14 protein-coding genes and 3 rRNA genes are annotated in these 20213 nt (G+C 67.3%); 3 read left to right on the top strand and 14 right to left on the bottom strand.

Translation table 11 applies throughout. From position 1 onward, the window contains the following. The 3 genes from rrf to ABD663_RS00525 all read right to left on the bottom strand — a co-directional run bounded on the left by rrf (position 1) and on the right by ABD663_RS00525 (position 5278). Positions 1-117 (bottom strand): 5S ribosomal RNA (rrf, locus tag ABD663_RS00535). 109 nt (positions 118-226) lie between these two features. Then, positions 227-3330 (bottom strand): 23S ribosomal RNA (locus ABD663_RS00530). Between the two features lie 422 nt (positions 3331-3752). After that, a 16S ribosomal RNA gene (locus tag ABD663_RS00525) occupies positions 3753-5278 on the bottom strand. Together the 16S, 23S and 5S rRNA genes form the textbook arrangement of a ribosomal RNA operon. A gap of 586 nt (positions 5279-5864) precedes the next feature. Here ABD663_RS00525 and ABD663_RS00520 point away from each other — a divergent pair. Both ABD663_RS00520 and ABD663_RS00515 read left to right on the top strand, forming a co-directional pair. Then, positions 5865-6311, top strand: a complete 447-nt coding sequence (locus ABD663_RS00520; protein WP_344735868.1) for a HEAT repeat domain-containing protein — start codon at positions 5865-5867, stop codon at positions 6309-6311. After that, positions 6308-7669, top strand: a complete 1362-nt coding sequence (locus tag ABD663_RS00515; protein ID WP_344735867.1) for a CoA transferase — start codon at positions 6308-6310, stop codon at positions 7667-7669. Before ABD663_RS00520 ends, ABD663_RS00515 begins: the two co-directional genes overlap by 4 nt. On the opposite strand, the gene ABD663_RS00510 is transcribed toward ABD663_RS00515, so the two are convergent. Both ABD663_RS00510 and tyrS read right to left on the bottom strand, forming a co-directional pair. Next, positions 7603-8451 carry a DUF4184 family protein gene (locus ABD663_RS00510; protein ID WP_344735866.1) on the bottom strand — a complete coding sequence of 283 codons (849 nt, stop codon included), beginning with the start codon at positions 8449-8451 and terminating at the stop codon, positions 7603-7605. The genes ABD663_RS00515 and ABD663_RS00510 overlap by 67 nt on opposite strands. Positions 8452-8456: 5 nt before the next feature. After that, the gene (gene tyrS / locus ABD663_RS00505) at positions 8457-9764 is read right to left on the bottom strand and encodes a tyrosine--tRNA ligase (protein ID WP_344735865.1); all 1308 of its coding nucleotides are present in this window, start codon (positions 9762-9764) and stop codon (positions 8457-8459) included. 63 nt (positions 9765-9827) lie between these two features. Here tyrS and ABD663_RS00500 point away from each other — a divergent pair, with 63 nt between their 5' ends. Further along, on the top strand, positions 9828-10418 hold the full coding sequence (locus ABD663_RS00500; RefSeq protein WP_344735863.1) for a hypothetical protein: 591 nt from the start codon (positions 9828-9830) through the stop codon (positions 10416-10418). 38 nt (positions 10419-10456) lie between these two features. Here ABD663_RS00500 and ABD663_RS00495 read toward each other — a convergent pair whose 3' ends face one another. The 9 genes from ABD663_RS00495 to ABD663_RS00455 all read right to left on the bottom strand — a co-directional run bounded on the left by ABD663_RS00495 (position 10457) and on the right by ABD663_RS00455 (position 20188). Next, the gene (locus ABD663_RS00495; RefSeq protein ID WP_344735862.1) at positions 10457-11098 is read right to left on the bottom strand and encodes a SatD family protein; all 642 of its coding nucleotides are present in this window, start codon (positions 11096-11098) and stop codon (positions 10457-10459) included. Between the two features lie 60 nt (positions 11099-11158). After that, positions 11159-12589, bottom strand: a complete 1431-nt coding sequence (gene argH, locus ABD663_RS00490; RefSeq protein WP_344735861.1) for an argininosuccinate lyase — start codon at positions 12587-12589, stop codon at positions 11159-11161. Positions 12590-12598: 9 nt separating this feature from the next. Next, on the bottom strand, positions 12599-13735 hold the full coding sequence (locus ABD663_RS00485) for a heparan-alpha-glucosaminide N-acetyltransferase domain-containing protein (RefSeq protein ID WP_344735860.1): 1137 nt from the start codon (positions 13733-13735) through the stop codon (positions 12599-12601). After that, positions 13714-14637 carry an ornithine carbamoyltransferase gene (gene argF / locus ABD663_RS00480; protein ID WP_344735859.1) on the bottom strand — a complete coding sequence of 308 codons (924 nt, stop codon included), beginning with the start codon at positions 14635-14637 and terminating at the stop codon, positions 13714-13716. The genes ABD663_RS00485 and argF overlap by 22 nt, the downstream gene beginning before the upstream one ends. After that, the gene (locus ABD663_RS00475) at positions 14634-15851 is read right to left on the bottom strand and encodes an acetylornithine transaminase (RefSeq protein ID WP_344735857.1); all 1218 of its coding nucleotides are present in this window, start codon (positions 15849-15851) and stop codon (positions 14634-14636) included. The genes argF and ABD663_RS00475 overlap by 4 nt, the downstream gene beginning before the upstream one ends. Then, positions 15848-16747, bottom strand: coding sequence for an acetylglutamate kinase (gene argB / locus ABD663_RS00470; RefSeq protein WP_344735856.1), 900 nt, complete (start codon positions 16745-16747; stop codon positions 15848-15850). Before argB ends, ABD663_RS00475 begins: the two co-directional genes overlap by 4 nt. Beyond that, entirely contained in the window at positions 16744-17901 is a 1158-nt protein-coding gene (gene argJ / locus ABD663_RS00465) for a bifunctional glutamate N-acetyltransferase/amino-acid acetyltransferase ArgJ (RefSeq protein ID WP_344735855.1), read from the bottom strand. Before argJ ends, argB begins: the two co-directional genes overlap by 4 nt. Further along, entirely contained in the window at positions 17898-18995 is a 1098-nt protein-coding gene (gene argC / locus ABD663_RS00460; RefSeq protein ID WP_344735854.1) for an N-acetyl-gamma-glutamyl-phosphate reductase, read from the bottom strand. Before argC ends, argJ begins: the two co-directional genes overlap by 4 nt. Positions 18996-19204: 209 nt before the next feature. Continuing rightward, on the bottom strand, positions 19205-20188 hold the full coding sequence (locus tag ABD663_RS00455; RefSeq protein WP_344735853.1) for an NAD-dependent epimerase/dehydratase family protein: 984 nt from the start codon (positions 20186-20188) through the stop codon (positions 19205-19207). Positions 20189-20213: the final 25 nt, after the last annotated feature.

The following is a 20213-nucleotide window of genomic DNA, read 5'->3' as shown; positions in this document are numbered from 1 at the left end:
GTCCGGCGGTGTCCTACTCTCCCACAGGGTCCCCCCTGCAGTACCATCGGCGCTGAGAGGCTTAGCTTCCGGGTTCGGAATGGGACCGGGCGTTTCCCTCTCGCTATGGCCGCCGAAACACTATTGATGTTTCATCAGTCTGCGATCGAAATCATTGATCGCGGTTCCCGACCGTACATCGAGAACCACTCAGTGGACGCGAACACCTCGTTCAAACAAGGTGAGTGTTATCAAGTCATCGGCTTATTAGTACCGGTCAGCTGCACGTGTTGCCACGCTTCCACATCCGGCCTATCAACCCAGTAGTCTAGCTGGGAGCCTCTCGCCCGAAGGCATGGAAATCTCATCTTGAGGCCGGCTTCCCGCTTAGATGCTTTCAGCGGTTATCCATCCCGAACGTAGCTAACCAGCGGTGCTCCTGGCGGAACAACTGGCACACCAGAGGTTCGTCCAACCCGGTCCTCTCGTACTAGGGTCAGATCCTCTCAAATTTCCTACGCGCGCAGCGGATAGGGACCGAACTGTCTCACGACGTTCTAAACCCAGCTCGCGTACCGCTTTAATGGGCGAACAGCCCAACCCTTGGGACCTACTCCAGCCCCAGGATGCGACGAGCCGACATCGAGGTGCCAAACCATGCCGTCGATATGGACTCTTGGGCAAGATCAGCCTGTTATCCCCGAGGTACCTTTTATCCGTTGAGCGACAGCGCTTCCACAAGCCACTGCCGGATCACTAGTCCCGACTTTCGTCCCTGCTCGACCTGTCAGTCTCACAGTCAAGCTCCCTTGTGCACTTACACTCGCCACCTGATTGCCAACCAGGTTGAGGGAACCTTTGGGCGCCTCCGTTACTTTTTGGGAGGCAACCGCCCCAGTTAAACTACCCACCAGGCACTGTTCCTGAACCGGATTACGGTTCGAAGTTAGACATCCAGAGTGACCAGAGTGGTATTTCAACAACGACTCCACATTCACTGGCGTGAATGCTTCAAAGTCTCCCACCTATCCTACACAAGCCACACCGAACACCAATACCAAGCTGTAGTAAAGGTCACGGGGTCTTTCCGTCCTGCTGCGCGTAACGAGCATCTTTACTCGTAGTGCAATTTCGCCGAGTTCGCGGTTGAGACAGTTGGGAAGTCGTTACGCCATTCGTGCAGGTCGGAACTTACCCGACAAGGAATTTCGCTACCTTAGGATGGTTATAGTTACCACCGCCGTTTACTGGGGCTTAAATTCTGAGCTTCGCTTGCGCTAACCCGTCCTCTTAACCTTCCAGCACCGGGCAGGCGTCAGTCCGTATACATCGTCTTGCGACTTGGCACGGACCTGTGTTTTTAGTAAACAGTCGCTACCCACTGGTCTCTGCGGCCTCCAAACGCTTTCGGAGCAAGTCCTAATACGTCGAAGGCCCCCCTTCTCCCGAAGTTACGGGGGCATTTTGCCGAGTTCCTTAACCACGATTCTCTCGATCTCCTTGGTATTCTCTACCTGACCACCTGAGTCGGTTTGGGGTACGGGCGGCTAGAACCTCGCGTCGATGCTTTTCTCGGCAGCATAGGATCACCCACTTTTTATCCGCATCGTGTCTCAGCCATATGAGTGACGGATTTGCCTATCACTCGGCCTACGCACTTGCACCAGGACAACCATCGCCTGGCTTGGGCTACCTTCCTGCGTCACACCTGTTAATACGCTAGCCGCACCAGCATGGGGTCGAGCGTTCGCCAGGACGCCTTCACCCCGAAGGGATCCGTGCATTCCTGGTTAGGACTCTTAGCACCACTGGATTAGCTTGGGCGGTTCTTCGCCGGTACGGGAATATCAACCCGTTGTCCATCGACTACGCCTGTCGGCCTCGCCTTAGGTCCCGACTTACCCAGGGAAGATTAGCTTGACCCTGGAACCCTTGGTCTTTCGGAGGACGTGTTTCTCACACGTCTTTCGCTACTCATGCCTGCATTCTCACTCGTGTAGCCTCCACGGCTGGTTCACACCGCCGCTTCGCTGGCCACACGACGCTCTCCTACCCATCAACACGGCTGGACCACGAAGGCCTACCAATAATGTCAATGCCACAACTTCGGTGGCGTGCTTGAGCCCCGTTACATTGTCGGCGCGGAATCACTTGACCAGTGAGCTATTACGCACTCTTTCAAGGGTGGCTGCTTCTAAGCCAACCTCCTGGTTGTCTGAGCAACTCCACATCCTTTCCCACTTAGCACGCGCTTAGGGACCTTAGTTGGTGGTCTGGGTTGTTTCCCTCTCGACTATGAAGCTTATCCCCCACAGTCTCACTGCTGCGTTCTCACTTACCGGCATTCGGAGTTTGGCTGACGTCAGTAACCTGGTGGGGCCCATCGGCCATCCAGTAGCTCTACCTCCGGCAAGAAACACGCAACGCTGCACCTAAATGCATTTCGGAGAGAACCAGCTATCACGAAGTTTGATTGGCCTTTCACCCCTATCCACAGCTCATCCCCTCAGTTTTCAACCTAAGTGGGTTCGGCCCTCCACGACGTCTTACCGTCGCTTCAGCCTGGCCATGGATAGATCACTTCGCTTCGGGTCTAGGACATGCGACTGAATCGCCCTATTCAGACTCGCTTTCGCTACGGCTACCCCTCACGGGTTAACCTCGCCACATATCGCTAACTCGCAGGCTCATTCTTCAAAAGGCACGCTGTCACAGCTGCTAGGGCTGCTCCAACGGTTTGTAAGCAAACGGTTTCAGGTACTATTTCACTCCCCTCCCGGGGTACTTTTCACCTTTCCCTCACGGTACTTGTCCGCTATCGGTCATCTGGGAGTATTTAGGCTTATCAGGTGGTCCTGACAGATTCACACGGGATTTCTCGGGCCCCGTGCTACTTGGGATACTCTTCGCGTCAAGGGAGGCATTTCGACTACGGGGTTGGCACCCTCTATGACCTGGCTTTCAATCCAGTTCGTCTATACCTTCTTGTAACGCCGACTGTTCGGCAGAACAGTCTGAAGAGTCCCACAACCCCGAATACGCAACTCCTGCCGGATATCACACGTACTCGGTTTAGCCTGATCCGCGTTCGCTCGCCACTACTGACGGAATCACTGTTGTTTTCTCTTCCTGTGGGTACTGAGATGTTTCACTTCCCCACGTTCCCTCTACCCGCCCTATATATTCAGGCGGGAGTCACTGGGTCGGCACGCCGCCCAGCGGGGTTTCCCCATTCGGAGATCCTCGGATCAAAGTGTGCTTATCCACTCCCCGAGGCTTATCGCAGATTGCTACGTCCTTCTTCGGCTCCAGATGCCAAGGCATCCACCGTTTGCTCTTAAAGACTTGAAATCACATGAGTTTGAATCGTCAATTTGAAATTGACCAATGATCTATAAAGATCATCTTTTGTGAAACACTCCGTTGATCGAGCGCCGGCGAAGCCGGTGTATCGAGTTCCGGAGCGTCTCTAAGATGCTCGCGTCCACTGTGTAGTTCTCAAAGTACGGGCGGTACCTTCCCCGCTGCCGGCGCTGCCGGCATCAGAAAAGGTCCTGAGGTTCAGTTGCCTCCGAAGAGGCATCCGGTCCCTCAGGACCCAACAGCGTGCATGTGCCGGTCGACCATCGGATTCCGTTCCAGCTGCGAGCAGCGTACTTGGAATCAGATATCCCGATCGGCACCTTGTCTAATGTTCCACCCATGAGCTGACCCCTCGAGGACGAACGCCCCGAGCGGGCTCTGGGATGCCGAGGCATCCAGATGCTCCTTAGAAAGGAGGTGATCCAGCCGCACCTTCCGGTACGGCTACCTTGTTACGACTTAGTCCTAATTACCGATCCCACCTTCGACGGCTCCCTCCACAAGGGTTGGGCCACCGGCTTCAGGTGTTACCGACTTTCATGACTTGACGGGCGGTGTGTACAAGACCCGGGAACGTATTCACCGCAGCGTTGCTGATCTGCGATTACTAGCGACTCCGACTTCATGAGGTCGAGTTGCAGACCTCAATCCGAACTGGGACCGGCTTTTTGGGATTCGCTCCACCTTACGGTATTGCAGCCCTTTGTACCGGCCATTGTAGCATGCGTGAAGCCCAAGACATAAGGGGCATGATGATTTGACGTCATCCCCACCTTCCTCCGAGTTGACCCCGGCAGTATCCCATGAGTTCCCACCATTACGTGCTGGCAACATAGAACGAGGGTTGCGCTCGTTGCGGGACTTAACCCAACATCTCACGACACGAGCTGACGACAACCATGCACCACCTGTTTACGAGTGTCCAAAGAGTTCTACATTTCTGCAGCGTTCTCGTATATGTCAAGCCTTGGTAAGGTTCTTCGCGTTGCATCGAATTAATCCGCATGCTCCGCCGCTTGTGCGGGTCCCCGTCAATTCCTTTGAGTTTTAGCCTTGCGGCCGTACTCCCCAGGCGGGGAACTTAATGCGTTAGCTGCGTCACGGAATCCGTGGAATGGACCCCACAACTAGTTCCCAACGTTTACGGGGTGGACTACCAGGGTATCTAAGCCTGTTTGCTCCCCACCCTTTCGCTCCTCAGCGTCAGTTACGGCCCAGAGATCTGCCTTCGCCATCGGTGTTCCTCCTGATATCTGCGCATTCCACCGCTACACCAGGAATTCCAATCTCCCCTACCGCACTCTAGTCTGCCCGTACCCACTGCAGGCCCGAGGTTGAGCCTCGGGATTTCACAGCAGACGCGACAGACCGCCTACGAGCTCTTTACGCCCAATAATTCCGGATAACGCTTGCGCCCTACGTATTACCGCGGCTGCTGGCACGTAGTTAGCCGGCGCTTTTTCTGCAGGTACCGTCACCCGAAGGCTTCTTCCCTGCTAAAAGAGGTTTACAACCCGAAGGCCGTCGTCCCTCACGCGGCGTTGCTGCATCAGGCTTGCGCCCATTGTGCAATATTCCCCACTGCTGCCTCCCGTAGGAGTCTGGGCCGTGTCTCAGTCCCAGTGTGGCCGGTCACCCTCTCAGGCCGGCTACCCGTCGACGCCTTGGTGAGCCGTTACCTCACCAACTAGCTGATAGGCCGCGAGCCCATCCCGGACCGAAATTCTTTCCAGCTGCTGAAGATGCCTTCGCAGCTCGTATCCGGTATTAGACGCCGTTTCCAGCGCTTATCCCAGAGTCCGGGGCAGGTTGCTCACGTGTTACTCACCCGTTCGCCACTGATCCGGCGGAGCAAGCTCCGCTTTCACCGTTCGACTTGCATGTGTTAAGCACGCCGCCAGCGTTCATCCTGAGCCAGGATCAAACTCTCCGTGAAGAAATGTTGCTGCGACCTCCCGGAATTGGGAAGGAGCAGCGAGTTTGATCTGACCAAAGGGATGTCATTGCTGACTATCCGTTGCCGGCGCCGAAGCGCCGGTCTTTGATCCAAAGGAATCTCTACGATCAGCAGAGCTGACCGACGAGGTTATTTGGCATTTGACAAGTGCACGCTGTTGAGTTCTCAAGGATCGGATGCTCCTGCTGCTCGGCCTCTCGACCTCGCCCGCAGGGCAACTTCTCTATCTTACCCCCGCCGCTCCAGCAGGTCAAATCGACCGGTCCGGATCTTCGCGATCCAGACGACAGCCTGTGACCGCTCCGCGTGGAGGGGGCACCCCATCGTAGACCCGAAGGTCTTGGACTCTCAAGGAGTCCGTTTCGGTGGGGGTGTTTCCGCTTGAGGGGGGCGGGGCTCTCGGCCTCTCCGCTCTTCCCTTTGGGGCGAACAACGAATACGTTACGCGGAGCTGAACCCTTTGCCAAATCGGACGCGAATCCCGGGCGTGTCGCGCCGGCGTCGGCGCTCCGATCACGCGCCGCAACCCCTGGTGCGGCGGCGAATCGCGGCGTATCGTCCGGGTATGTCCCACCCGTTGCAGCCCGTCGCGCGCGACGCCCTGCCGCGCGACCTCGCGACCGACGCGACCGAACTGTTCGGCGTCGACCACGTGGTGATGTGGTGTGAGGAGCTCGTGGCCGGACGGGCGTCGGCCGGCGACCCGGAGTGGCCCGACATCGCGTGGCTCGGCGGCACCGTCGGCTGGCGACCGTACTGGTCTCGGGTATGGGGAGCACGCGGTCTTGTGCACATCGGTCCACCGGCTCGTCCCGACATCGTCTTCGATGCGCTCGACGACGAGGCATGGCGCGTGCGGGAGATGTCGTTGAAGGTCATCCGCCGCCATGGGCTGGACGATCCCGCGGGCCGGGTCGAGCTCCTCGTGCGCGACCCGGTCGAACGCGTACGCATGCAGGCGTGGACGGCGCTGGGTCTGGCCGGCGACGATCCGCGGCCCCTGACGCCGTGACCGAGAGCGGCCGCGCCCTGCTCGAGCACGTGTGGCGCACGCTCGGCCGCGACCACGGCGAACTGTCGCTCGTGGAGCGGGCTCCGCATCCCGTGCCGCTGCCGGCCCGCACCGATGTCGCGGGTCTCTCGTGGGCGAGTGTCACAGCGGCGTCACTGACGGCCGCGAGGCTCGCCGGCGCTGCGCGTGTGCGCTGCGACCCCGAGGCCATCGCGATCTCCTACGCGAGCGAGCGCCACTTCCGCCTCGACGGTGAGCGGCCCGACGCCTTCGCACCGCTGTCGGGATTCTTCCGCACCGCCGACGGGTGGGTGCGCACCCACGGCAACTACCCGCACCACGCCGAGGCGCTGCGGCGGGCACTCGGCGTCTCCGCCGATGCGGGCCGGGATCGCGTCGAAGCCGCACTCGCCGCGACGTCGGCCGTCGGCGCGGCATCCGCGATCACGAAGGCCGGCGGACTGTGCGTCGTCGTCGCCCCCGAGGATCCCGCCGCCGACTCGGCCCTTCGCCGTACTCCCCTGATCGACACCCGCATGCTGCGGGGCGGCCCCGCGCACCCGTTCACCTTCGATCCGCGTGCTCCGTTGCGCGGCATCCGCGTGCTCGACCTCACCCGCGTGATCGCGGGACCGGTCGCCACCCGCACCCTCGCGCTCTGGGGCGCCGACGTGCTGCGCGTGGACCCGCCCACCCTGCCCGAGATCGGCTGGCAGCACCTGGACAGCGGCCACGGCAAGCGCACCGCCGTCGTCGACGCCCGCAGCGACACCTTCGCAGAGCTGCTCGCCGCGGCAGACGTCGTCGTGCTCGGCTATCGTCCCCGAGCCCTCGACGACCTCGGGCTCGCGCCGGAGCGCCTCGCCGCCGACGCCGGCCCCGGCGGCATCGTCGTCGGCCGCCTGTCGGCGTGGGGATCGGATTCCGGCGCCGACCGACGCGGCTTCGACAGCCTCGTGCAGGCGGCATCCGGAATCGCATGGATCGAGTCCGCCGACACCTCGACGCCGGGTGCGCTGCCCGCCCAGGCCCTCGACCACAGCGCGGGGTACCTCCTGGCGGCGGGGATCACCTCGGCGCTCGCACGTCGGGCGCACGAGGGCGGATCGTGGCTCGTGGAGACCTCGCTGAGACGCATCGCGGCGCAGCTGCTGGGGATGCCGCGCACCGCGCGGCCCGAGCCCGCGGCATCCCATGCCGATCCTGGCGCACACCTGCAGACCTTCGCCGTCGCAGCATCCGAAGTGACGACCACCGCGCCCGCGGTGGCATACGACGGCGCACCCGGCCGCTACGCGGCTCCGCGGACGTGGGGCTCCGACTCCCCCGAGTGGCTGCCGCGCGAGCGCACGATCTGAACGACGGCGCACACGACGACGACGAGCGCGCCCCACGCCGCGCACGCGGGCGGCAGCATCCGGTATGCCAGATGGGCAGGCGTGAAGTCGGCGGTGAACGGGCCGAACGCGACAAGACCCCACACAGCGGCGCCGACCAGCAGCGCGGGCAGCGACAGCCACACCGTCCAGCGCACCCATCCCGGAAAAAGCCGCGGTACGTCGACCGGGTGACGCGTGGCCAGCCATACCGTCGCCCAGACGGCGAGGATCGCGAGGCCCACGGCGCTCGAGCCGTGCTGCAGCCAGCGGTATCCCGGAAACGGCCCCCACGGCTCGGCGAGGGCAGGCACGATGAGGGTGCCCCAGCGTCCCTCGTGGGTGAACAGGTCCCACACGATGTGGGTGAGCAGGCCGATCACGAGCGAGGCGAGCAGCAGCAGCGTCGCGGCGACGGAGGGCCGGGGCGGTGCGGCATCCGTCGAACGGCGCGCGAAGGTCTCGCGCGCCGCGTCGCCGGCACCGCGATCCCACAGCGCGGGGAGGCGCTCGGCGAGCCGGCGCGGTGACAGCTCGCGCGCAGCCGGTCGCAGCACGCAGCGCCACACGAGCAGGAGGACGAGCGCGAGCGCGATGGTCGCCGGTAGCCAGATCAGGCTGTGGGTCAGGCCGTAGTGCAGCGGGATGCCGCGGACGAACAGCGGCAGGTCGGGCGTCATCGCCCCGACGGCGATCGCCGCCGGAACCAGCGGCGTGCGCACGAACGGCAGCGCCACCACCGCATGGCTCGGAGTGAACGGCACGCGCGTCAGGCGCCGACGAACACGCCGGCGAGGGTCTTCTTGCCCCGCCGCAGCACCGACACCCCGCCGGGCAGGCTGCCCGCCACGACGGCAGACTCATCGTCGACCTTCACGCCGTCGAGCGAAACGCCGCCCTGTGCGATGGCCCGCCGACCCTCGGACATGCTCGAGACGAGGCCGGTCTCGACGAGGGCGGTGAGGATTCCCGTCTCGGGTGGCAGTGTCGCGTTCGGCAGCTCCTCGAGGGCGGTGCGCAGCGTGGCGGCGTCGAGACCGGTCAGGTCGCCCTGCCCGAAGAGCGCCTCGGATGCCGCGATCACGGCCGCGGCCGCATCCGCGCCGTGGACGTAGGTCGTGACCTCGAGCGCAAGCCGACGCTGTGCCGCGCGCCGGAAGGGCTCGGTCTCGACGAGCCGCCCGTACTCCTCGATCTCGGCGCGCGTCAGGAAGGTGAACACCCGCAGCCGCTCGAGCACGTCGGCGTCGTCGGTGTTGAGCCAAAACTGGTAGAACCGGTACGGGCTGCACATGTCGGCGTCGAGCCAGATCGCATTGCCCATGCTCTTGCCGAACTTGGTGCCGTCGCTGTTGGTGATCAGCGGCGTGCCGATCGCGTGCACCGACGTCGCCTCGACCCGGTGGATGAGATCCACGCCGCTGGTGAGATTCCCCCACTGGTCGCTGCCGCCGGTCTGCAGCACACAGCCGTACTGACGGAACAACTCGAGGTAGTCCAGCCCCTGCAGGATCTGGTAGCTGAACTCGGTGTAGCTGATGCCCGCCTCGGAGTTCAGCCGGGCACTGACGGCGTCCTTCTTGATCATGGTGCCGACGCGGTAGTGCTTGCCGATGTCGCGCAGGAAGTCGATCGCCGACAGCGGCGCCGTCCAGTCGAGGTTGTTGACGATCAGCGCCGCGTTGTCGCCCTCGAAGCTGAGGAACCGCTCGACCTGCGCACGCAGGCGGCCGACCCACTCCTCGACGACGTCCTTCGGGTTCAGCACGCGCTCGGCGTCGCGGCCGCCCGGGTCGCCGACGAGGCCGGTCGATCCGCCGACGAGACCGAGCGGGCGATGGCCCGCCAGCTGCAGCCGTCGCAGCACCAGCAGCTGCACGAGGTTGCCCAGGTGAAGGCTCGGCGCGGTGGGATCGAAGCCGCAGTAGTACGTGATCGGGTCTCCGGCCAGCAGCGCGCGCAGCGCATCCTGATCGGTGGACACATGCACGAGTCCGCGCCAGACCAGCTCGTCCCAGACGTTGTCGAACGTCGGGTCGTTGGCGGGGGCGGTCGCGCTCACGGGGGCGTTCAGCACGCGTGCCAGGCTATCAGCGGGTGGATGCCGGTCCTGTCGCAGGCCCGTGCGACACTGGGGCCCATGATCGTCACCATGCCCGAGGCCGTGATCGTCGGAGTGGTGTCGGTGTTCCTGTTCCTCGCGCTGTGCGCGGCGCTCGTGCTGGTGACCATCAGCCTGCGCCGGCCGGCGAACCTGCCGCTGCTGGCGGCCGCGATCCTCGTCGTGCTGTGCCTGCTGGCCGTGGTCGTCCTGCCGTGGAACGTGCCCCTGGTCGTGGGGCTCGCGCTCGCCGCCCTCGGAACCGCGCTGGCCGCCCTCGGCGGCGACCCCATCACCCGCCGCGTGCTCGACATCGCCACCCACGGCACGGTGCGCGACGGCGTCCACGGCGGCATCCTGGTCGACGACGCCGACGGCTCCGGCGAGGACGCCGTGCACGAGGTGATGCGCGGCGGCACCACGATCGGCTATCTGGAGCGTCTGGGCGCGCTCATCGCGATCGTCGCCGGCTTCCCCGAGGCGATCGCCGTGATCGTGGCGGTGAAGGGCATCGGCCGCTTCTCGGAGCTCGCCTCGCCGGCGGCGCGCGAGCGCTTCATCATCGGCACGCTGGCGAGCCTGCTGTGGGCGTGCGTCGTCGGCGGACTGGTGCGCCTGGCGATCTGGTGATCGTCCGCGGGTGACCTCGGCGGTTCGGGCGCGCGCTGTCAGGCGCGAGCGGTCAGCAGGGCGAACCCTTCGACGACCTCGGAGCCGCCGGCGCTCGACAGCGCCTGCGAGACGGCGGGCTGGGTGATGCCCTCGGTGCGGGCGATGCTCTGCTGCGTCTCCCCCAGACAGCGCCGGTACGCGATGCGACGCGTGCGCTCGCTCATCTCGGAGACCAGCCGGTCGCGGGCCAGGAGGTAGGCGTTCGCCCAGGTCGCGGCATCCCGCGTCTGCTCGGACTCGTCGTCGGCAGCGACCACCCACGTGCGCGCCCCAGGCACCGTGCGGCGCTGTTTCGCTTCGAGTGCTTCGACCGCCGCGCGGGCGGCCCACCACGCCGGACCATCGCTGAGCGGACCGGCGCTGCTGGGGATGGCTCCGACAGCGCCGATCCCGATGCCGAACCGGCACTCCACGCCGTCGGGCAGCGCCAGTCTGAGCAGCAGCAGCGATGACAGCGCCTCCGGCAGGTCGCCGTACCTGCCCTGCAGCTCATCGCCGACGACCGGCGTCAGCGGAGCCTGTGACACGGGCAGGTCGCGCTCCACCCGCGCGACGGCGTCGTCGATCGCACGCTGCGCGGCCGATCGATCGGGCAGCGTGCGGGAGCCGACGATATCGGCGATCACGGCGACGACCATGGTGCGATGATAGCACTTATACCCGCGATATATAAGTGAAACGCTTATTTCTTCGCGTTATCAGGCGACGAACGCGTGCGCGGCGTCCTGTGCTCGGGCGATGAGCTCCGAACGCTGCTCCGCAACCCGCTCCGGCGCCGTGCCACCCGCACCCGCGCGCGAGGCGACGGATCCCGCGACGGTGAGCACCGCCCGCACCTCCGGAGTCAGGTGCGACGACACCTGCGCGAGAAGCTCGTCCGAGGCATCCTCGAGCCCGATGCCGCGTTGCTCGCACGCGCGCACCAGGGCGCCCGACACCTCATGCGCCTCGCGGAAGGGCACCCCCTGCCGCACGAGCCAATCGGCGACGTCGGTCGCGAGAGAGAAGCCCTGTGGGGCGAGCTCGGCCATGCGCGCGGTGTCGAACCGCAGCGTCGCCACCATGCCCGTGAAGGCGGGCAGCAGCACCTCGAGCGTGCGGACCGAGTCGAAGATCGGCTCTTTGTCCTCCTGCAGGTCGCGGTTGTACGCGAGCGGCAGACCCTTGAGCATCGTCAGCAGGCCGGTCAGGTTGCCGACCAGGCGGCCCGACTTGCCGCGCGCGAGCTCGGCGATGTCGGGATTCTTCTTCTGCGGCATGATGCTCGACCCCGTCGAGTAACCGTCGTCGAGGGTCACGAAGCCGAACTCGCGCGTGTTCCACAGGATGATCTCCTCGGACAGCCGCGACAGGTCGATCCCGATCTGCGCGCACACGAACGCGAACTCGGCGACGACGTCTCGCGCCGCGGTGCCGTCGAGCGAGTTCTCCGACGGACGACTCAGTCCGAGCTCACGGGCGACGAGCTCGGGGTCGAGCCCCAGGCTGGACCCCGCGAGCGCTCCCCCGCCGTACGGCGACACGCGCGCACGCTCGCGCCAGTCGCGCAACCGCTCGAGATCGCGCACCAACGGCCACGCATGGGCCTGCAGATGGTGGGCCAGCAGGATGGGCTGCGCATGCTGCAGATGCGTTCGGCCCGGCATGACGGCATCCGGATGCGCTTCGGACTGCGCCACGAGGGCGTCGATCAGCCGCAGCAGATCCCGCGCGATCACGGCGGCGTGGTCGAGCAGGTACAACCGCACGAGGGTCGCGATCTGGTCGTTGCGGCTGCGCCCGGCGCGCAGGCGGCCGCCGAGCTCGGGACCGACAGCGGCGATGAGCGCCTGCTCGAGCGCCCCATGCACGTCTTCGTCGCCCGGACCCGGACGCAGGGTGCCGTCCGCGACCGTCGACGCGACGGCATCCAGCCCCGCGTGCATGCGGGCGGCCTGATCGGCGTCGAGGTATCCGGCCGCCGCGAGCGCCTCGGCGTGGGCGTGCGAGCCGCGGATGTCGTAGAGAGCGAGATCCCAGTCGAAGTGGGTGGACCGACTCAGCTCGGCCAGCTCGGGCGACGGCCCGGATGCGAAGCGGGCGCCCCACAGCGCGCCCTCGTTGGTGCCATCGGCCTTCTCGTCACTCACCGCACCAGCCTACCGAGCGGCGGCGCGCTCGACGCGGTGCGTCAGCCACTCCAGCGGGCCGCGGCCGACCAGGAGCGCCCACGCGGTGCAGGCGACCACGGTCACGAGCGCGAACGCCCAGAACGGGTCGCGGTCGCGCAGCGCCCCGAGCGCGCTCAGCTCGCCGAACGACACCGCGAGCGCGACGGCGAGGGCCACGAGCTGGCCGACATAGGCCGTGAGGGGCATCGCGCCGGTCGCCCGGACCGGCAGCACCACCCACTTCAGCGGCGTGCGGCACACCAGCAGGCAGACGGCGAGCGTCGCGAGGGCGAACCCACCCGACCCGATCACCTCGAGCAGTCCTGACGAGTGCGCCCGGGCCGTCCAGACATCCGCCCAGTACGACCCCGCTTCGGCCGACCGCGGCGCACCCGTGGTGCCGAGCCCGTACCCGAGCACCGCCAGCGCGGACCCGCCCGCGAGCATCCACAGCTGCACCCGCAACCGCGCCACGCCGGCGCGTGCGACCGCTAGACCCGCGAGCACGAACGCGATCCACACGAGGAACGGGTAGTGCCACCCCACGAGCAAGCCCAGATCGTGGCCGACGACCGTGCGCGCGAACGGCAGTCGATCCAGTCCGGCGTGGATGAAGGGAGTGACGACGGCCAGCGCGGCCGCGATCGCGAACAGGGCCGGCGCGCGCAGCGGCAGGAACGGCAGCGCCACCACGAACATGAGCGCGTACGCCGGAAGGATGACGACCACCGGCAGAGACAGCGCGACGAAGACGAACCCGAGGGCGAACAGGATGCCGGCGCGCACCGCCAGCCGCCCCCGCGCGCGGCGCAGACTGTCACCGCGCACCGGCGTCGCTCCGCCGCTGACGATCCCCATCGACACCCCCGCGAGCGTCGCGAACAGGATCGACGAGCGTCCCGCAGCCACCGCCGCCCACGACGACGGGTCGAACAGCACGACGGGTTCCTCGAGCCAGAGCAGGTGGGCCGCGAGCATCCCGATGACGGCGAGCCCACGCGCGAGATCGACGCCGGCGACCCGCCCGGGTGCCGTCAGCCGCTCCCAGTTCTCGCGCAGGCGCGCACGGCCGCCGGTCGCGGCCGCCGCCGGAGCCGGATCCGTCACTCCTGCCGAAGCAGCCACACCAGCAGGGCCTTCTGGGCGTGCAGTCGGTTCTCGGCCTCGTCCCACACCACGCTCTGGGGCCCGTCGATCACCTCGGCGTCGACCTCGTACCCGCGATCGGCGGGCAGGCAGTGGATGAAGATGGCGCCCTCATCGGCCAGCGACATCAGCTCCTGCGTCACCTTGTAATCGCCGAGGTCGCGCAGCCGCGCGAGCTTCTCCTCCTCCTTGCCCATCGACACCCACGTGTCGGTGACGATGACGTCCGCCCCGGCGGCCGCCTCGTTCGGGTCGGTGTAGAGGGTCACCGAACCGCCGGTCTCCGCCGCGCGCTCATCCGCGGCGGCGACGACGTCCTCGCGCGGGGCGTAGGCCTCGGGCGAGGCGACCCGCACGTGCATGCCCGCCGTGACGCCGGCGAGCATGTACGAGTGGGCCATGTTCGAGCGGCCGTCACCGAAGAACGAGAGCGTCAGCCCCGCGAGCTCGCCCTTGTGCTCGGTGATCGTCAGCAGATCGGCCAGCAGCTGGCACGGGTGGAAGTCGTCGCTGAGCGCGTTGATCACCGGCACCCGCGTGCCCTCGGCCATCTCCTCCAGACCCGACTGCGCGTACGTGCGCCACACGATCGCCGCCACCTGGCGTTCCATGACCCGCGCGGTGTCGGACGGCGTCTCCTTGCCGCCCAGCTGACTGTTCGCCGTCGAGATGATCAGCGGCGTACCACCGAGGTCGGCGATGCCGACCGCGAACGACACGCGCGTGCGCGTCGAGGACTTGTCGAAGATCACCGCCACCGTCTGGGGACCTGCGAGGGGCTTGAGCTTCCACCGGTCCTTCTTCAGCGCGACGGCGAGGTCGAGGATCTCGGCCTGCTCGGCGGGGCTGAGGTCGTCGTCTCTGAGCAGGTGGCGGGTCATGCGTCGGCTCCCTCGGTGGCGGCATCCAGCAGCAGTGAATCTTCGACGGTGCGCAGGGATGCCTGGAACAGCTGCGCGAACTCGTCCACCTCGACGTCGCCGATGTTCAGCGCCGGCACGAGACGGATCGTGGCGTCGTTCGGCGCGTTGATGATGAGTCCGTGCTCCTGCGCGGCGGCCACCACGGCCTTCGCGACCGGATGCCTCAGTGCGACGCCGATGAGCAGCCCGCGTCCGCGGCATCCGTCGACGATCGGCGAGTCGAGGCCGTCGATCGCCGCTCGCAGCTGCGCTCCGCGCTCGATCGCGTTCGCGAGCAGATCGGCGCGCTCGATCTCGGCGAGCACGGCGTCGGCGACCGCGGTGCCGAGGGCGTTGCCGCCGAACGTCGACCCGTGCGTGCCGGGATAGAAGAGTTCGCTCGCCTCGCCGAACGTGATGAGCGCTCCGATCGGGAAGCCGCCGCCGATCCCCTTGGCGACGGTGATCGCGTCGGGCGTGATGCCCGCGTGCTGGAACGCGAACCATGCGCCGGTGCGACCCGCCCCTGTCTGGATCTCGTCCACGATCAGCAGCGCGCCGTGCCGCTCGGTCAGCTCGCGTGCTGCCCGCAGGTAGCCCTGCGGCAGGTCGATGACACCGGCTTCGCCCTTGATCGGCTCGACGATGAGCGCGGCCACGCGGTCGTCGATCGCCGACTCGAGCGCTGCGACCGAGGTCTCGAGGAACTCGACGCCGGGGGTCATCGGCAGGAACGGCTCCTGCATCGACGCCTTGCCGGTCAGCGCGAGCGTGCCCATCGTGCGGCCGTGGAACGCGTCGGTGAGCGCGAGGATGCGGGGGCGCTCGGCGCCGCCGTGCAGGCGGGCGAGCTTGAAGGCGGCCTCGTTGGCCTCGGCGCCGGAGTTGCCGAAGTAGACCCGGCCGGTCTCACCCGTGCCGGCGAGACGCTTGAGGCGGGCGGCCAGACGCAGCTGCGGAGGTGTCGCGAAGTAGTTGGACACGTGCGCGAGGGTGGCCGCCTGCTGCGAGATCGCCTCGACGAAGACCGGATGCGCGTGCCCGAGCGAGGTGACGGCGATCCCGGCCAGGAAATCGAGGTAGCGCTTGCCGTCGGCATCCCACAGATAGGCGCCTTCGCCGCGCACGAACTGCTGCATGCGCGGACCGAAGCTGCGCACCAGGTCGCGTCCGGCGTCGTCCTGCCACGTCATCCCTCGACCACCTCCGTGCCGATGCCCTTGCTCGTGAAGATCTCGACCAGCACCGAGTGCGCGACGCGGCCGTCGATGATCGCGGCCTTGTCGACACCGCCCTCGACGGCGTCCAGGCACGCCTGCATCTTCGGGATCATGCCCGACTCGAGCCCGGGCATCATCTCGCGCAGCTGCGTGGAGGTGATGTGCGACACCAGCGAGTCGCGGTTCGGCCAGTCGGCGTACAACCCCGCGACATCCGTGAGAACGACCAGCTTCGACGCGCGCAGCGCGACCGCGAGCGCCGCCGCCGCGGCATCCGCGTTGACGTTCAGCGAATGCCCCGGCTGGTCGAGATCGGGGGCGATCGACGACACGACCGGGATGCGACCGGCCGCCAGCTGGTCCAGCACCGGCTGCGGGTCGACCTCGACGACGTTGCCCACGCTGCCCAGGTCGTGCTCGACCCCGTCGAGCACGACGCCCCGGCGACGACCGCCGAAGAGTCCGGCATCCTCTCCGCTGAGACCGGCCGCCAGCGGCCCGTGTGCATTGATCTTCGCGACCAGCTGCGGATTGATCTGCCCGGTGAGCACCATGCGCACCACCGAGATCGCCTCGGTGGAGGTCACGCGGTAGCCGCCCTTGAACTCGCTGGGAATGGCCAGCCGATCGAGCATGGTCGAGATCTGCGGGCCGCCGCCGTGCACGACGACGGGCTGGGCACCGGCATAGCGCAGGTAGGCGATGTCGGCCGCGAACGCCTCCTGCAGCTCCTCGCTGACCATCGCGTTGCCGCCGTACTTGACGACGATGATCCGGTCGCGGAACCGTCGCATCCACGGCAGCGACTCGATGAGCGTCGCCGCCTTCGCCGAAGCCTCGGCGGGATCGGTGTCCTGGATGTCGGTCATGAGGAATACGCGCTGTTCTCGTGGACGTAGTCGTGGGTCAGGTCGTTGGTGAGGATCGCGGCCGACGCGTCGCCCACCTTGAGGTCGATGACGACGAGGGTCTCGCGGGGGGCGAGGTCGACGGCCTCGCGCGGAGCATCCGGTCCGCCGGCGGTGCACACCCGCACCCCGTTCATCCACACGTCCACGTCGTACGGGTCGAACGCGGCATCCGTCGTGCCGATCGCGGCGAGCACGCGGCCCCAGTTGGGATCGTTGCCGAAGATCGCCGCCTTGAACAGGTTGTTGCGCGCCACCGAGCGGCCGACGGCGACGGCGTCGTCCTCGTCGGCGGCGTTCACGACCTGGATGCGGATGTCGTGGCTCGCGCCCTCGGCGTCGGCCTGCAGCTGCTCGGCGAGGCTCTGGCACACCTCGGTGAGCGCCGACGCGAACTCGTCGAGGTCGGGGCGGATGCCGCTGGCGCCGCTGGCCATCAGGGTCACCTGGTCGTTGGTCGACATGCATCCGTCGGAATCGAGCCGGTCGAACGTGACCCGGGTCGCGCGGCGCAGCGCGGTGTCGAGCTCGTCCGCGGTGAGCTCGACGTCGGTCGTGATCACGACCAGCATCGTGGCCAGGCCCGGCGCGAGCATCCCGGCGCCCTTGGCCATGCCGCCGATCGTCCAGCCGTGGCGGCTCTCGACGGCGCGCTTGGCGCGCGAGTCGGTGGTCATGATGGCCTCGGATGCCGCGACTCCCCCATCGGCCGAGAGGGCGGCGATCGCCTGCCCGGTGCCGGCGAGCACCTTCGCGCGGAAGACCTCGTCGCCGGTTCCGATGAGGCCGGTCGAGCACACCAGCACATCGCCGGCGCTCACGCCGAGAAGCTCGGCGGCCTTCTCGGCGGTCTGATGGGTGGTCTGGAAGCCGAACGTTCCGGTGAAGCAGTTGGCACCGCCCGAGTTGAGCACCACGGCCTCGACCACGCCGTCGGCGACCGCCTGCTGCGACCAGATGATCGGGTTCGCCTTGGCGCGGTTGCTGGTGAAGACCGCGGCTGCGGCCTTGCTCGGCCCGCGGTTGACGACGACGGCGACGTCGGGCTTGCCGGTCGACTTCAGGCCGACGGCGACGCCGGCCGCCTCGAAGCCCTGGGCTGCGGTGACGCTCACGGTGCGACTCCGTTCACGGTGAGGGCGGTGGCCTCGGGCAGGCCCAGCGCGAGGTTCATGGACTGCACGGCGGCACCGGCGGTGCCCTTCACCAGGTTGTCGACGGCGGTCACCACGACGACGCGGTTCGCGGCCCGGTCGATGGCGAGTCCCATGAGCGCCGTGTTGGCGCCCAGCACATCGGCGGTGCGGGGGAACTGGCCCGCCGGCAGCAGCTGCACGAACGTCTCGTCGCCGTAGGCGAACTCCCACGCACCCCGGATCTCGGCGTCGGTCGCGTCGGTCGCGATCGGGGCGGTGGAGGTGGCGAGGATGCCGCGGGCCATGGGCACGAGCACGGGGGTGAACGAGATGCGGATCGCGTCGGCGGTGGAGGTCCACGTCACGTCGCTCGGCGTGTGTTCCGCAGCGGCGACGGGGAGTGCTGCCGCGAGCGCCTGCCGGATCTCGGGGATGTGCCGGTGGGTGCCACTGACCGCGTACGGGTTCGCGGTGCCGAGGATCTCACTGGCGAGCAGGTTCGGCTTGAGGCTCTTGCCCGCACCCGAGGGGCCGACGGCGAGCACCGTCACGATGTCGGACGGGTCGATCACCCCGGCGGCGACGCCCGGTGCGAGCGACAGCGAGACGGTCGACGCGTTGCAGCCGGGTGCGGCGATGCGCGAGGCCCCGACCAGACGCTCGCGCTGCTTGGTGCCGCCGCCGATCGGCAGCTCGGGCACGGCGTAGGTCCACGGCTCGTGGAAGTCGCCGCCGTAGAACGCGTCCCAGTCCTGCTCCGAGGCGAGGCGGTGGTCGGCGCCCGCGTCGATCACGAGCGCGGTGTCGGCGAGGGCGTCGGTGTACTGACCCGACTGGCCGTGCGGCAGGGCGAGGAACACGATGTCGTGACCCGCCAGCACCTCGGGCGTGGTCTCCTGCAGGGTGAGGTGCGCGAGCGAGCGCAGATGCGGCTGCGTCGCGAGCAGCGGCTGACCGGCGTTCGAGTGCGCGGTCACGGTGCGGATGTCGACGTCGGGGTGTGCGGCGAGGATCCGCAGGATCTCACCGCCCGCATAGCCGGATGCGCCGGAGACGGCGACCGAATACGTCATGGATTCCACCTTAGGGTCTGGGTCACGGGGCCAGAGGCGGCGACGCCCGCGCCCGGTCCCGGAGGGACCGCGTGCGGCGCCGCCTAGAGTCGGCGGCCGCCCAGACGCCGGCGCGCGGGAACGGCGCTCGGACGGAGCGTCGTGGAACCGGTGATCGCCGAAGGCATGCGCCGACCCTAGCGACCGCTCTGCGGCATCCGCAAATCCGCTCAGAAGTGCGGCAGTTCGGCGATGAGGGCGAGTTCGTCGGCGCGCGACAGACCCGACGCGCGTGCGCGGTCCAGTCCGCGCGTGCGCTCGTCGGCGAGAGTGTCGCGCAGGGTCTGGGCGATCGGCCGGATCCTGCCGCCGAGCGCGCCGTACGCGGCGGTGTCTCGCGTCGCGAAGCCGATCATGTCGGCGGGCAGCCACAGCGGCAGCGAGCGCGGCCCCATCCAGTAGGCGACCTCGTGCGCGAGCATCCACTCATCGGATGCCCGCAGCAGCGCGCCGGCGAAGCCCGCCGCTTCGACGGCATCCTGCAGGAACGCGTCGAACGGCATCGGCGATCCGGTCGCGTTGGCGACGCCGACCCGACGGTCCTCCCCCACGCGCACGAGCGCGTCGGCCAGGTCGCGGACGTCGATGACCTGCACCGAGCGCCCCTCGCCGTCCGGCGCGAGCACGGGGCCGTCACCGGCCAGCGCGAGGCGAGACACCCAGTACCCGAACCGGTCGGTGGGGTCGCCCGGCCCGACGATGAGTCCCGGCCGGATGATCGCGACACGGTCGCCGACGCCGTCGCGCACCGCGGCCTCGGCGGCGACCTTGGCGCGGCCGTAATCGTACTCGTCGCCCGGACGCAGCGGAGGCAGCAGCCGCGCGGTCTCGTCGGCGCCCGGCGCGTCGTCGTCGGCGTACACCGAGATCGTCGACACGAACGTCCAATGCGCGGTGCGGTCCGCAAGGGCGGCGACAGCGGATGCCACCTGCCCGGCGTCGCGCGACACGTCGACGACCTCGTCCCAATCACGGTCGGCGACACCCGCATAGGCGTCGGCCGCGTCGCGGTCGCCCACCACGAGGGTGGTGCCCTCGGGTGCGGGATGCGACCCGCGTGCGAGACAGGTGACGGATGCTCCGGCATCCCGCCACCGTCGCGCGGTCAGGCCGCTCAGCCATCCGGTTCCGCCCAGCACGAGCACGTCGGTCATGCCCCCATCCTGCCCTGCCACGGTC

Origin of the sequence: Microbacterium awajiense (assembly GCF_039536545.1) — a bacterium.
GTDB classification, from domain to species: domain Bacteria; phylum Actinomycetota; class Actinomycetes; order Actinomycetales; family Microbacteriaceae; genus Microbacterium; species Microbacterium awajiense.
The sequence above is the reverse complement of the archived record's forward strand: the minus strand, read 5'-3'. Positions and strand labels throughout refer to the sequence as shown.

Excerpts from the sequence above, each read along its gene's own strand:
- argB (WP_344735856.1), bottom strand. The coding sequence starts at position 16,747 with ATGACCGACATCCAGGACACCGATCCCGCCGAGGCTTCGGCGAAGGCG.
- ABD663_RS00500 (WP_344735863.1), top strand. The coding sequence starts at position 9,828 with ATGATCGTCACCATGCCCGAGGCCGTGATCGTCGGAGTGGTGTCGGTG.
- ABD663_RS00455 (WP_344735853.1), bottom strand. The coding sequence starts at position 20,188 with ATGACCGACGTGCTCGTGCTGGGCGGAACCGGATGGCTGAGCGGCCTG.
- argC (WP_344735854.1), bottom strand. The coding sequence starts at position 18,995 with ATGACGTATTCGGTCGCCGTCTCCGGCGCATCCGGCTATGCGGGCGGT.
- ABD663_RS00495 (WP_344735862.1), bottom strand. The coding sequence starts at position 11,098 with ATGGTCGTCGCCGTGATCGCCGATATCGTCGGCTCCCGCACGCTGCCC.
- ABD663_RS00475 (WP_344735857.1), bottom strand. The coding sequence starts at position 15,851 with ATGACGTGGCAGGACGACGCCGGACGCGACCTGGTGCGCAGCTTCGGT.
- ABD663_RS00520 (WP_344735868.1), top strand. The coding sequence starts at position 5,865 with ATGTCCCACCCGTTGCAGCCCGTCGCGCGCGACGCCCTGCCGCGCGAC.
- argF (WP_344735859.1), bottom strand. The coding sequence starts at position 14,637 with ATGACCCGCCACCTGCTCAGAGACGACGACCTCAGCCCCGCCGAGCAG.